This window comes from Lentimonas sp. CC4, assembly GCF_902728235.1.
In the GTDB taxonomy this organism is placed as follows: Bacteria; Verrucomicrobiota; Verrucomicrobiia; order Opitutales; family Coraliomargaritaceae; genus Lentimonas.
In genome coordinates, this window is the sequence record NZ_CACVBO010000002.1 from 516,127 (window position 1) to 530,391 (window position 14,265).

The 14,265-nt window shown below is 49.7% G+C and carries 9 protein-coding genes; 6 read left to right on the forward strand and 3 right to left on the reverse strand.

Annotation, left to right across the window (positions count from 1 at the left end; translation table 11 throughout):
- Positions 1 to 1,255 precede the first annotated feature (1,255 nt).
- Together GZZ87_RS18580 and GZZ87_RS18585 are read right to left on the reverse strand one after the other, a co-directional pair.
- Positions 1,256 to 1,918, reverse strand: coding sequence for a response regulator transcription factor (locus GZZ87_RS18580; protein WP_162025862.1), 663 nt, complete (start codon positions 1,916 to 1,918; stop codon positions 1,256 to 1,258).
- Positions 1,915 to 3,903: a hypothetical protein gene (locus tag GZZ87_RS18585; protein WP_162025861.1), complete on the reverse strand. Its 1,989-nt coding sequence runs from the start codon at positions 3,901 to 3,903 to the stop codon at positions 1,915 to 1,917. Before GZZ87_RS18585 ends, GZZ87_RS18580 begins: the two co-directional genes overlap by 4 nt.
- Before the next feature lie 224 nt (positions 3,904 to 4,127).
- Here GZZ87_RS18585 and GZZ87_RS18590 point away from each other — a divergent pair, with 224 nt between their 5' ends.
- From GZZ87_RS18590 to GZZ87_RS18615, 6 genes are all read left to right on the forward strand, one after another.
- Positions 4,128 to 5,606: a hypothetical protein gene (locus GZZ87_RS18590; protein WP_162025860.1), complete on the forward strand. Its 1,479-nt coding sequence runs from the start codon at positions 4,128 to 4,130 to the stop codon at positions 5,604 to 5,606.
- A gap of 296 nt (positions 5,607 to 5,902) precedes the next feature.
- Positions 5,903 to 6,580, forward strand: a complete 678-nt coding sequence (locus GZZ87_RS18595; protein WP_162025859.1) for a PEP-CTERM sorting domain-containing protein — start codon at positions 5,903 to 5,905, stop codon at positions 6,578 to 6,580.
- A gap of 210 nt (positions 6,581 to 6,790) precedes the next feature.
- On the forward strand, positions 6,791 to 8,677 hold the full coding sequence (locus GZZ87_RS18600) for a sulfatase (protein ID WP_162025858.1): 1,887 nt from the start codon (positions 6,791 to 6,793) through the stop codon (positions 8,675 to 8,677).
- A gap of 41 nt (positions 8,678 to 8,718) precedes the next feature.
- Positions 8,719 to 9,477 (forward strand): DUF1559 domain-containing protein, encoded by a 759-nt coding sequence (locus GZZ87_RS18605; RefSeq protein WP_162025973.1) that lies wholly within the window; start codon positions 8,719 to 8,721, stop codon positions 9,475 to 9,477.
- A gap of 131 nt (positions 9,478 to 9,608) precedes the next feature.
- Entirely contained in the window at positions 9,609 to 12,566 is a 2,958-nt protein-coding gene (locus GZZ87_RS18610; RefSeq protein ID WP_162025857.1) for a LamG domain-containing protein, read from the forward strand.
- 15 nt (positions 12,567 to 12,581) lie between these two features.
- Entirely contained in the window at positions 12,582 to 12,854 is a 273-nt protein-coding gene (locus GZZ87_RS18615) for a hypothetical protein (RefSeq protein ID WP_162025856.1), read from the forward strand.
- Positions 12,855 to 13,120: 266 nt separating this feature from the next.
- Here the strand turns inward: GZZ87_RS18615 and GZZ87_RS18620 are convergent, their stop codons facing one another.
- Positions 13,121 to 14,161, reverse strand: coding sequence for a LacI family DNA-binding transcriptional regulator (locus GZZ87_RS18620; protein WP_162025855.1), 1,041 nt, complete (start codon positions 14,159 to 14,161; stop codon positions 13,121 to 13,123).
- Between the last annotated feature and the right edge of the window lie 104 nt (positions 14,162 to 14,265).

Sequence of the window (14,265 nt, forward strand, 5' to 3'; positions counted from 1 at the left end):
AATTCAAGGAAAACAGTTGCACAATCGATTGGATGGATGAGTGGGATTGGTCAGTTTTTGACTAGTCCTTTTGTCAGTTATACTTAGTGGTATACTCACGCGCAGCATGATTTGTGAAAAGCGCCTTCATGCTATTTCGCTATCTTGCTGTAGGGGCTTTCCTTTGTCTGAGACCATGAGCTTGTCGAATTGGCGAAGACCGCGCAAAGGCCACACACATAGGAAGTTGTAAAACTTTAGCTGCCTTCGCGGGTGCCGCCCTTCGACAAGCTCTGGGCCTTGATCCTGTCGAAACGGCAAGCAGCACCCCTACGCTAGATGCTTCAATTTCACCAATCACAATTTATCATGCGCGGCAGTATATGCCAAGATTACACACGTAACAAAAGCACTCTGTAATATACGTGGAGGCCACTCGATAGATGAGCGGAAGCGAAATCTATTGAGTGCGCCGTCTGGATATACCTGTGGGCTGGTCAATCGGGTTCGGCGCTACGGAGTGATTGAGGTTTATTTTAGTGGGACTTTTTAGATTCGTTCAGAGTGGTTAGTATGTGGATTCATTCGATTCAATTATTCCCAGAGGCCAGCGGACTGGACGGAGCGCGAAAGAGCGTAGATGGCGAACCGCCCCGAAGGGGTGATGAACTGGGTGCCCGCTGGGCAAGAGAAGAACAAACCGCTTATTTTGCTTCGCCATCTCCGGACTTCGGCGAGCTCAGTCGAGTCGCAGACCTCCGTCGCTTATGGACGCTTATTTTAAAGATTCAATTTCTGTGACACGTCGTGCTGGATAAGCGTAAATTAGCGACAATAAGCGGTTAGGAAATCAGGGTTCCTTTTTTTGTATATCATCCTTTAAAGAGTAGTTAGAAGTCAGAAGGAAGGAGTTAGAAGCTGAGCATCAGTGTTTTATGGCGTCTTAGACGCTCGCCAAATGGCTTCGTCCTTCGGTTGCACCCAAGGGCATAATAAAGTGTCGCTGCGCTCGGTAGGGGTGTTTGGTGTGGGCGAGCTGAATTAGGTTATGCTAAAAGCTTACTAATTTATTAACAGTTAATTAAATATACGATGAGAAATATAATTTTGTCCTTGTTCGCCGTTGCATGCACAGCTTCATCTGTGCTTGCTGCTCCTTATGATCTCATTGCTTCGGCTCAAATCGATGCAGGTTTCGATGACGTAGCGCTTTCTGTTGTCTGGGGTGGGCTCACCAGTGATCGTGTTTCAGGGTGGAGCAATCCAAACGGTAGAATTACTCCAGTGGCAGGATGCCAGTTTTGTAAGCGCGGTTAACCGCTGCTGGGGCATTGGCTACGTTGAGCTTTTCGTAGATACGTTTAATGAAGGTGGCAACGGTGTGAGGGGTCACTCCGAGTCGGTTCGCGATTTCTTTTTTGAGGAGACCTTCGCTTAGTAGGACAAGCGTTTTGATCTCTCGATCAGAGAGCGAAATTTTAACAGGTTCTTTTGGCAGCGCTGTTTTCATCATATTTAGTATGAACTTCGCGACGCTTGGGTCGAGCGGTGCGTCGCCAGCCATGACGTCGCGAACAGCTGTTGAGATTACCTGTGGCTTAGCTCCTTTGAGCAAGTAGCCTGCCGCTCCAGCAGAGATCGCGGCGAGCACATCGGCTTCCTGATTGGATTGGGAGAGGATTATTGTCTTTACGTCAGGCGCGTATTGTTGAAGCCAAGGTAGGGCTTTTAGACCGCTCATGCCGGGGAGATTCAAATCCAGCAGCACGAGGTCGGGCTGTTCTGCTCTTGGGAGTGATTGGAGGTGGCGCAGGGCTTGTTCTGCGGTGCCGAACTGATCTGCGACTTGCATATCTGTCTCTCGGTTCAGAGCGAGCGTAAGGGACTCGCGGTATTCTGGGTGGTCTTCCACTAGCATGATTTGTATCGGCTGTTTCATAGTTTTGTTCTCCTCCAAGGACGGCGACGCGGGCGTAGTATTAAGGTGATTGTGGTGCCGCCAGCAGGCGTGCGTTGGGCTGTGGCTTTCCCGCCGATTAGGTGCGCTCGGCGCTTGAGTGCTGCTGGAGCCTCGTTCCCGATTGAATCGCTGATGCCGATTCCATTATCGCTGATGGTGAGGCGGATTTCTCTGGCAGTGGCCTCTAAGTGAGTGCGCACTTGGGTCGCACCTGAGTGGCGTATAATGTTGATCAGGCTTTCTTTGTAGAATAGGAACAGGTCGGCTCGGATGAGCGGTTTGAGTTGGTTGAGTGAATCGGCACCTTCGACCGTTAAGTCGTATTTAATGTTGGTTGCGATGCGTTCCGTCGCTCGTCGCATATCGTCGACTAGTCCGACGTGGAATTGGTCTGCTGCAAGCATGTTACTAAAATAGCGTATCGAGGTAGCGGTGCGCTCAGTCACCTTGGAGATCCGGTCGCTGAGCATATCCCGCTCTTCTTGGGAGTCGGTGTCTCTGGAAATTTCATTGAGCATATCGATGGTATGAATGTTGGCACCCAGTTCATCGTGTAGATCGGCCGCAAAACGCTCTTTCACTTGCATGATTTTCCTGATCTGCAGCATGCGATCGATCAGGATCGTAAATCCAATGCCGACTGCCAGTAGTGCTGCTAGCCAGCTGACCCATTTTAGCTGAGTTTTTTGAAGCGCATAGCGTCGGTTTAACTCATCGGCAATGATCGGTCGTTCAACTTCTAAGTCATGGCGTAGGGCCAGTTCGTTGATCCACGCACGGATCGGCAGGATATATCCATACGTATTGAGGCCGTCGGTTAAGCTCACTAGAGATCGGCCAGTATTGCTTACACTCAAGTTGGATTGGATCGGTTTGCCGAGTGCGACGTTCTGGTCCTCCGAAAAGAGTTCAATCTCGGCAAAGCCCACCAGCTCGTTGTCGGAATTGTCCCGACTGTTGTGGTAAGGTGTGATCACTCGCAGTCGCACGTAACGGCAGGCTGTCTTGGGGAAATTTCGCATGATTACGGGGCCGGACTCAAATGCGGAGTTGATTCGATATTCGACGAGAGGCGAGGCATCCGAATAGTCGGGCAGATTACCTCCTTCAAGAATCATGTGTCGGGGAATGCCAAAATCGCTAGGATGGGACTGGGGGCTGTTTTCGTTCAGGTCGACCGCATGCAGATGAATTCGGTTGAGTGGGTAAGTTTCGCCCAAATCAAGCGAGAGGACTGGGGCGGTGTCCGGTTCGACTTGGCCGATATAGGCATTGCTATGAAGGCCTCGACCAGAATGCATGACATAGGGGACAAAGCCATCGACCAGATAGTTGCTTGCTCGTGAGATAGAGGTAAAGCTGTTGGATGGGCTTTGAACGGTTTGTCGCAAAGCGACGTTCTCCTCGCCGCTAAAAATCATGACTTCCGACAGTTCCAGTTTGTATTTACCATCAAAGGCAGCCGGAGAAAGTAGGGAGGTCTCGATCCGCACCCAGGTCGCCTTGACATCGCATGGGACGATCAGCGGTGCGCTACGTGGCAAGAGGTGATCCGTTGCATCAAAAGATGCGATCACGCTGCCAGTGCTGTCTTCGTGGGTGCCTGCCAGAATTTGGAATTGTAGTGGGAAGCAGTCGGCTCGATGGCCAGTGACTGCGTCATGCCAGATCGTCGGAACCAGCACAATTTGATCAATCGCAGCTTCACTTTCTAGATCGATTTGCACCCACTCGGTCTGCTCCGGCGTCAGATGCCTGAAGGATCGATAACCGATGGATCCCATGCCAGCACGCAGGCTGAACCGTGCCAGTTGTCCGAGTTCGGTGTCAATATGCTCCAATCTCTGTTCTAGCTGATTCACTGACCATTCGCTAATCGGCGCTGCCGTCGACACCGACGTAGCAGATGCGATGCTGGTCATCAGGAGCGCGCTGTAAATAAACAGGAGGGCAGTGAGGTGCATTGAGGATTTCGGGGGAGTGGGACGATGTCGCCGTGATGGTCGACCTGTGTGAGTCAGTGCAGTTCTTTGTTTCTGTGCAAGAGGAAATGGGGGGCAGGTGGGAGGTCGGGTTCCCCATTAAACACCGTTTGTCCCTCCAATGAGGGACAGACAGATAGTGGCGCTGTTAGTAATGTCATGACGTCGAATCAGCCTCCCTTCAGGAGCAACCATAAAGAATGAAAATGAAAAAAATAAGAAATGTGATTAGCCTCTGTAGTGTTCTATTATCGGTAACTGTAAATGCTGCGCCTGCCCCGGTGACAGTATCTGTCACCACCAGTCAGCCTGGGCATGTCATCTCACCGACCTCCATTGGTGTGAGTTATGAAATCGAGCTGCTGGAGCCGGAAAACGGTGAGCTTCCTTATTTTCGTCCTGATAACAAGCCGCTCGTTGCCATGTTCAAAACACTGGGTATCAAAAACCTACGTCTCGGCGGCAACACCCTCGATTACACCAAGAAGACTGGTGCGAATGAAGAGCAAATTGCCAGCGTTTTCGAATTTGCCAAGGCCGCTGGGGCAGAGGTCATCTATTCTGTTCGTCTGAAGGACACGAATCAAAAAGGAGAGCCGGAAGCCCCCAATTTTAACATCGATTATGCCGCTAAGGCAGCCAGGTTTATCCGCGCAGAATACCCTGATGTGCTAGACAGTTTTGCGATCGGCAATGAGCCCTACTATTATAAAGACTGGGATATCTATTCAGCCAAATGGAAAGCCATTCGTGACGCAATTGTTGCGGAATATCCCGAAGCAGTCTTTTCCGGCCCAGATCATAATCCCAACGAAGAGTTGGACAACAACATGGTCCGTGAATTCAGCAACGGCACCGGTCCACTGGTTAAAATAGCTCGACACTTTTATCCTTTCGGCTGCGCGTATGAAAATCCCCGCAGAGCCAAAGGGGAAGAGCTCATTCCAAAGAACGAAGTCGAATCGCGTGAACTCATGTTATCCTCTTCATTGCACACGAAATACGGAAATGTTTATAAGAGAATTACCCAGGCTCAAGCGCTCTCCGATGCTGACGTCTCGTATCGATTAACCGAGAGTAACAGCTTTTCGATGAGTGGACTAAAAGATGTCAGTGACAGTTACGCCTCGGCATTATGGGGCTTAGACTATCTCTGTTGGTGGGCTGCGCATGAGTCCGAGGGGATTGATTTCCACACTGGTGATAAAACCAGCGGAGCTGGCATGTGCAAATACGCGGTCTTTGTTACCAGTGGTAACGGTTACGAGGCACGTCCGCTGGCTTACGGAATGAAAATGTTTGATATTGGCGGCCATGGAAAGATGTTGCCGATCGAAAATTCTGCCAAAGATCTGGCTGTTTACGCAACTTTGAATGATGATCTCGTGGCCGTGACCCTTATCAATAAAGAGCATGGCGACGAGGCCGAAGAACAGCTGGTAAAGATCAAGCTGGATACCGCGGTGGATGCTGCTACGGCGGAAATTATCTTTTTGAGAGGACGCAACAATGATATTGCAGGTGGTTCAGCAGATGTGACCTTAGGTGGAGTGCAGATCAACGAGGATGGGACTTGGGATGGGGAATGGTCCCCACTGTCCGAATTCGGAGTCATCCAGGGTGATGAGCTCGAGGTCAAAATGCCTCCTGCCAGTGCGGCCGTCGTTCGAGTCGCGATTCGCTGATTCAGCCGCATTTTTTGTTTAGTGCAGCGTGTCCTAGCGTGATATTGATTTAGTTCTACGGCCCCGTTGCCCGGAAGTCTGCGCAGCCCTTCCGAGGCGCAAAATATGCCTCGCTGGAGGGCAGCCATGACACCCAAGAGAGAAAAAATAGTTAGCGCTCATTCTCTTGCTCTCAATTAAATGCGATTTGTCCCTCTAATGAGGGACAGACGGATGGTGGAATTGTTAGTAGTATCACTGCGTCAACTCAACCTCCTTAAGGAGCACATATAAAAATCAACCAACCCAAAAGAACTATGAAAGTATCATTAAAGAATCAAAAGCTGGTAGGCTTGCTCCTCTCGCTTGCAGCGTTTTCGTCAGCTCAAGCTGACATTATCGGAGTCCAAGCGGAATCAGGAACGTTTAGCGCCTCGGATTTCCTTACGGTAACCCAAGCAACCATTGATGGCTCTAACGCACCGCTCAATACGCAAACTCTGGGTGGAGGCAGTGCGATCATGGCAACTGGTGGTAACTCGTTTGCAGTGGACGCTACACGAAGCGCCGATTTTAGCGTTACGATTGCTGAGGCGGGAGATTATGTTCTATGGGCAAGATATATCATACCTGATTTACAAGACTTCGCAGGTTCGACACAGGATGCTGATGCTAACGACAGCTTTCAGTATACAGCTTTTGATGCTGTATCGACAGATAATGCGAACTTTAACACACTTACTGCCACAGGGACTCCTGATCTCGCCAACTATATACAGCTTGGGGGAACTCAGGCTTTAACAGTTGGTGCTCACACCTTTTCTGTGGCTCCCCGCGAAAATGGTTTTGTATTTGATGGTTTCGTTATTACAAATGAAGCGTTTAACGAAACTGCCTTTAATACCGCGCTAGCGGTGATTCCTGAGCCCGGCGCCTACGCGCTGCTTGGTGGTCTGTTGGCTCTCGGATCCGTAGCGATGCGCCGTCGCGCCTGAGCCTGTCGGAAGGGCCGCAGATAGGCTGTTTTTCATATATAGGGTTATATGATTCAGGGTAAAGGCCGCGCTGCAGAGCGCGGTCTTTTTTTAACTCACAAATGATAGTATTAACGGGCGGTCTGCTTAGGAATGTTCGCGCTGACTTTCTGCCATGCCTCAATTCGTGAAGACCCTTAGCTCTATTCTATTAATTCAAATTGTCTAAAAATGAAACTAAGTATTTTACCTCTCGCGCTTTGCAGCCTTGTGCTGCTTTCGAGTCTTGCAGCGGCCGCTAGCCATCCCCGACCCACGCAGCCCAATGTGGTGTTGTTGCTGACCGATGATTTAGGTTGGCAAGATGTGAAGTGCTACGACATCGATGAGCCCTCGCCGATGGAGACGCCGAATATCGATGCCTTGGCGCAAAAAGGGGTGATGTTTTGGCAAGGGTATTCACCCGCGCCGACCTGTGCGCCGTCACGCTGTGCGATCATGAGCGGGAATCATCCGGCTCGTGCACAAAAGACGCATGTCGTTGGTGGAGGTCCGCCGACGGCCTACAATAAAACCGCCCATCGAATGATGGCGCCGTGGTATAGTGGACGTATGCCAGAGGGCGAGATGACACTCGCTAGAGCCTTGCAACAAAACGGCTATGTCACTGGGCATTGCGGCAAGTGGCACATGGCCATCGACCACAGCTCATATCCCCAGCCTAAAGATCAGGGCTTCGATTATACCCGCCACAATTTAGGCACGACGAGGCGTATGCCGAATCGTTTAGAAGGCTTCGCGACTCGTGAAGCAGGCGACCCCTATCAGCTGGATGAGAACGGATATCCCTATCACCAGAATAGCGAGGACGCCATCAACTTCGTTAAAGAATACAAGGATCAAGCGTTCTTCCTTTATTATGCGACTTGGTTGGTGCACACACCTATTCACACGCGTAGCCAAGAGCTACTCGATAAATATTGTAAAAAGCTCGGTGTCGAATTGCCGGAGAACCCGAAGGAGTGGAAGGGCGAGGGACAGACGAATCCATTTTATTGTGCGATGGTCGAAGAGCTCGATTACTATGTCGGTCGTTTGCTGAACTATTTGAATACAACTGAAGATCCGCGTTGGCCGGGACACATGTTGATCGAGAACACTTATCTCATTTTCACGTCCGATAATGGTGGTATGGAGCAACATCCCGGTGAGATCATTACGGATAACTATCCGCTCGATCGAGGCAAGATCTCTGCGATGGAAGGGGGCACACGTGTGCCATTCATTATCACTGGCCCTGGTATTGAAGCAGACGTTCAGTCGGATGTCATGGTGAACGGTCTCGACTTTTATCCGACGATTCTCGCGCTCACTGGTTCGAATAAACCTGCGGATAAGCATCTGGATGGGTGTGACCTCAGCCCCTTGTTGCTGAAGAATCCAACAGATGCATCACTGGTGCGCGAAGCAGATGGCCGGGTGCGTGATACCATGATGTGGCACTTCCCGAATAGTATCGCGTTGGAAAGCACCCTTCGCATTGGTGACTACAAGCTAATCCGTAACTATGATCATGTGGGCAATCCGAATTCGCCCGAGCTTGAGTTGTTCCGTCTCTATGAGACACGAGACGGCAAGCAGCAGCGCGGGGACATTGAAGAAGCTCACAACTTAGCCGAGACGATGCCCGAAAAAGCACAGGATATGAATCAACGATTGACGGTGATTCTCGAAGAGATGAAGGCGAGCTATCCGTATTACAATCCGCACTTCAAACATGCACTGCCTAACAAAGAAGCGGTGTGCATTGTGTTAACTGCTGAGCAGAAGGGTGATTATGTCGGGTTCACTTATCAGGAGAATGGTGCCAAAGTCGTGCGTGCGAATTTAATTTATACTCTGAACGGTGGAGCGCCTGATGAGGAATGGTTTCGCACGCCGGCGACCTTGTTGCCCGGAAACAAGGTGTCTGCTCAAATTCCAGTGGGATCCACACATGTCTTTATCAATCTCATCGATGAGAATAACTTCCTCGTGAGCTATCCAGAAGTGGTCGACAAGTTGACCAAGAATAAAACGCGCGGGAACTATTCCGAAACCGCAATACCAGTGCGTTAATTTAGCTTATGAATTAAATAATACCCTCGAACCCCAATTACATGATGACTACTCTATCTCTTACTTCGCCTCGTTCCTCACATCTCCGCAGAGCCGCTGCGTTTACACTCATCGAATTACTGGTGGTGATTGCCATTATCGCCATTCTCGCAGGGATCCTGATACCCGCAGTCGGTAAGGTTCGTGAAAGTGCGAATCAGGCAAAGTGTGTGAGTAATTTGCGGCAGTTGGCCGTGGCTGCGAATATGTATGCAACGGGGCATTCTGGGAATTACCATGGACTGAATGCTGAAACTGAGGCCAATTCTCAAATACCATGGTTTGAGCAATTACGCCCCTATATTGATGATGAGAATTCTAAGCAATCCATTGAGCTGATCAATTGCCCCTCGGCTGAGCACTATTTAGAGGTAGATGGGAAAATGAAGACGACGCACGCTTATGGCTGGAACCCAACATTGATACCGGACACGCGAACTAAGGATGATGGGACCAAGCCCAGTCCCTATCGGACTATCAAGGTGCAGCGTCCGAGTGAAACGATTTTAGTGGCGGATGCTGGTCAACGCTATCCCAGCGGTTGGGGGTTTGGCTACTTTGCGAGTAGTGGAGTCTATAACCCCGCGACAGCTGATACTGCATTGCCTCCTTCAAGTTTTACGAGCTATGGGGCATCCCTGGATAATCCAAGTTTCAGCACTCGACATAATGGCCGCGGCAATGCGGCATTTGTGGATGGGCATGTGGAATCCTTTGCCTTTGGTGAAATCAAAGAAAAACACGTTTACGTCGAAAATTAGGTTAAAGAGATACCGGTAAACGGCTTTTACTGCTTTTTTTTGATTTTAATAAATGAGTAAGCATAAATCAGAAGAGAAATCCTCAAAAATCACTGAAGTTAAATTAGCAAAGAAGAAATGACAAGATGAAGATGAAGTTATTAATAATTCTTTGTGCGATCACTGCACTGTCGGTGGTTCAGGCCAGAACGTATTTTGACAAGAGCAAAGATATATTAATTGCTCAATTTGACTCAAAGCCGGATACCGATGATATTCACGCGCAGGCGGCACTGGGCTGCATGTTGGCTCATCCTGATTTTTCCGGGGTAAATTATTATGGGGTTGCGGGGGCCTACGGAGTTCAGCTCGACACGTATGTGTTTATTGATTCCACCGATTTATTTAATATGGCTTTTGGGGCGGAGAATACGAAGTGGACTGATGCTCAATCAGATTGGGCTGGATCTGTTACTCGGATTAAAGATGAGGCAAAGGCTGTGCTAAATAACGGTGGAGCTGTGTGGGTTCAGGAAGCGGGACAATCCGATATCACCGCAGATTGGGTGGCGGCGCTGATCGCAGATGGAGTGCCTGCAGCGACAATTAAGAGCAAGGTGACGGTCGTTCAGCACAGCAATTGGAATCAATGGAACACGGATGCAACAGACCTAGCCTATGTGCAGGCGATGACGATGTATGTAAAGTTAGATGATGGAAATCAAGATCCGGTCACGACGAACGTTTATTGGACGCCAAACTTTACCTCGGAAGAGACGTCCTATTTGACCGATGTGAAGGCATCTGCGAATGAATCCTTTAAAGCCATGTGGGTCGAAGCCGAGCAATTGATTGATGCCTCCTCTTATAATAATCCTTCGATCAAGGTCGGAGGCGTTGATTTCTCCGATACGGTTGAAACTTGGTGGATATTTTACGATGAAGCCAATGTGATGGATCTCGATGCGTTCTGGGCACGCTATGTGGTTCCAGATGGCGATGGTGGAGTCACCCCAAGCGGTGATACATATTACAATGAAAGTGGCGGATTGGTGGTCATGGAGGTCGAGAATACGCCGTCTAATTTGGGCCAGTGGGAATTAAAAACGACGGCACTCGAAAATGACTATACGGGAGATGGTTACCTCGAATTTGTCGGGCCTAATACGTATAGTGTGCCAGCACCTGCGGAGCTGGAATACACCTTTAAAATAAACACGGCGGGGACATATTGGATCCATCTTCGTGGCGCGCGTGAAACGATTGATGATCGCACCGATGTCGCGAATGACTGCTATATTCGTGTCGAGGGAGATTATGAGGCGGGGCCCAACGCGGAATATGTGGAGTGGAGCAACGCGCCGCTGGATGTGTTGCAGGCGGATAATAAATTTTTTGTATACGCACCCAATGAGCTCGAGTTCACGTGGTCTTATGGAGCTAAACTCGAAGCAGCAGGTATGAAGCTTCGAGCCCTTTATACTTTTAAAGCGGGTGAAACCTATAAACTGGTCGTATCTGGTCGCTCACAGTATTTCCGGTTGGACCGCATTGTTTTCGGAAAAACATCTGTCGCAATAGCCGATGCGGAGGATACGACGCTGGCAGAATCAGAAGTTGTGGGGGCTGCGTCGGTTGAAGACACTACATATGTGGCCTTGGAAGATTTTCCGGTGACCGATGCGGGAGCTGTTCCTTATTATGAGGATACGGCCAATAGCTGTTTGGCTATTGATGCTTCCGTAGAGGCCAATCGCACCTTGTTTGCACGAGCAAGCCGCACATTCGGTGGCGTTAGCGGGGTTTACGATATTCGTATTACCACGCTGACCGAAGAGGACGGGGAATCGACTTATCGATTGCTGGTGAATGGTTCTGTGGTCGCGACCTACACAAATCCATATATAGGTCCTGGCTCGGCTCTGGATCGTAAAACCAACCTGCATACGTGGGAAAATATTTCGCTGCAGAATAGTGATACTATTGCGATTGACTCCAATACCGACACGAATGGGGAAATTGCTGAAGGCACGGGGACAGCGTGGTCGCGCGGTCGTTGGTCACAGATTGAACTGATGAACCCCGATGCGGATCCTGATAGTGGACCTACGCTTCTGGCGGAGTGGAAATTTGATGATGTAAGCGGTAGCACGGCTACCGATAGTGTTGGAAATTATGATGGAACCCTTTCCGGTGCAACTTGGGTTGCGGATGGTGTGAAAGGGAGTGCCTTGGATATGGGAGGCGTGGGTAATGTAACCATTCCTGCTGCTGCATTTTCAGAGATTAATCAGGCAATAACGATATCATTCTGGGCGTATGGAGCGACGAATCAGCCTGTTAATGATGTCGCGTTTCGTGCCGGAGGTGCGGTCAATATTCATTTGCCATATGGCAACTCAATTATCTATTGGGATGCTGGCTATAATGGCACCACCGCTGATCGAATTTCTAAAAAAGCGTCTGAAAATGAATATAAAGATCAATGGAATCACTGGGTCTTTACGAAGGATGCCGCCACCGGAATCATGGCAATCTACCTGAATGGAGCGCTCTGGCAAAGTGGAACGGGAAAAGTGGAGCCGATGGCAGGCGTCACATCCGCATCGATCGGTGGGGTGAATAACCTTTATTATCACGGGATGATGGATGAGGTCCGTCTGTATGATGGCGCATTGACCAGCAGTGCCGTTCAGCAATTATTCGAATCCTATGAGACGACAGGCTTCACTGCTTGGGCGGCAAGTCATGGCTTGGACGGAGATGATACCCAATCGGATTCTGATTCTGATGGGATCATTAATCTGATGGAATATGCGTTAGGTGGGGATCCTACGAATCATGATGCAGGGGGTATTTCACCAAAGCATTATTCCGTAGAAGAAGACGGGGCCACTTATTTCTATTTTGTTCATAATGAACGTATGGATGACCCGTCGCTTGTTTACCAGGTGGTCTCATCTAGCAAATTGGTTCCTGGAACTCTTTGGGAGACGAATAATATAGAAGTCGTGGAACCCTCTCCGGTAGTGAATGGCATCAAGACCGTGACAAGCCGCGTTGAGATGGCCTCAGAAAGCATGTTCCTCAAATTAAAAGTGAGTCAATAAAGCGCGGCCTGCGTTTTGCCGCACAAGTTTCGGCAGTCGCAGCAGGCGGTGCAGGTGCTGGAACACGAGCAAGGCGATTTGTCGAAGGCGGTGATGTTACGCTGCCGGGTGCGTTATTTTACCGACGGTGTGATTTTGGGGTCTGCCGAATTTGTGCGTGGCTTTGCCGCGAATTGGCAAGTAGAGCGGGGGCGAACGCACCCACCGAAGGTGGATGCACTTCGAGGAGGCGCACATTGGGGGGATATCGCTGTCATCCAAGCACTACGTAAGCAGGTCTTTGGCTGATGTCGCGGTGGCGCAGACCAGTAGGAGCCAAATTGGGACTGAAAAAGGGGGCGAGGGGTCGAACGCAAACTGTAAAGATCGCTAATTTTAAATCATTTGTTAATTTCCCAATGAAGTCTGTTCATTTCCCCCGAATTGGCATCATAGGATTTTTGTGAGATTTCCAGTATGCTGGAAGTAAAGTTAGACCGTGGTGTCATACGATTTGAGTGCACTATGATGTGGGACGGATTCACGTTAATGAACGCCCATTAACGGTTAAAGAATCAGAGCCCATGCGAACTGCCGCATCTAGGTTTATCAATCCATTTTCCGGGAATGTGTATCCGGTAGGGGTGTTTCGTGTGGGCGAGCTGAGAGCGTTGCATTTCAAAGAGGAGTAGCTCGATGGCGGTTTCGGCCATCTGCTCCATATTAATGTCGATGCCTTGTTGTTCGGGTTTGCGGACGTTGAAGATGGCGACTTCTGGAGGCAACTTCAGCTTACGGTTCCATGCTTCGACGTCATAGACACTACTGATGACGGCATCACAATCGTTTGCTTGAACCCACTTAAGGTAGGCGTTGCAACTGCTTTGACCGGTTTCGTTTTCCAATTCCAGAGGCATGCGTTGGCCTGGTTCACAGCCAGATTGTAGTTTTTCGATATGGTAAGCCGCGCGCCAAGCGTGACCCGTGCGTAGGCTTTGGTAGGTGGCGGATACCAGTCCGATACGCTGATGACCACGCTGGCTCAGTGTGGCCCAAGCCAGCCTCAAGTTTTCGTAGTAGTCGAATTGGATCGTGTGTAGCTCCGAATACATGTGCTCGGGGCCGAAGGTGACGACTTGAAACTGTTTGGTGGGAATTTCGATTTTTTCGGGGTTCTCAATCTGTGGAGGGGGAGCGATGAAGAGTCCGGTGATGCCACATGCTCGGAGCTTGCGTAAAACACTCGCGGTATGTTCACCGCCAGCGCCAAGCCAGTATTCTTTGACTGCGATGCCACGAGCTGACGCTGCATCCTGCAAATATTTTAACCATTCCCGATAAAACCAAGACTCTTGTAAGCCCGCCTCAGTCGGCCAGTTGTGGACGAGGGCGACTTGATTCCATCGCGTGGGAAATTTACCTGAACCGGTTCGAAGTTTGACCAGTGCCGATAAGCTGGGGTCAGGCTGATAGCCCAAGGCTTTTGCCTTCGCGTTGACCTTCTCTCGTGTGGCTTCGGATACTTTAAGGCTTCCGCGCAGGGCGAGGGATACCGCCTGCTTGCTCAGGCCGAGTGCCTCAGCAATGTCTTTTTGAGTGATCTGTTTCTGGGGCATAGTGTAGATAGAATGCCCTGTTGGTTTATAGGTAAAGTCAAAAGCGTGTTTGGCTATGCGATGAAGTTTCTCAAAAACTGTTTTCAGAAACTTCTAAATTCACC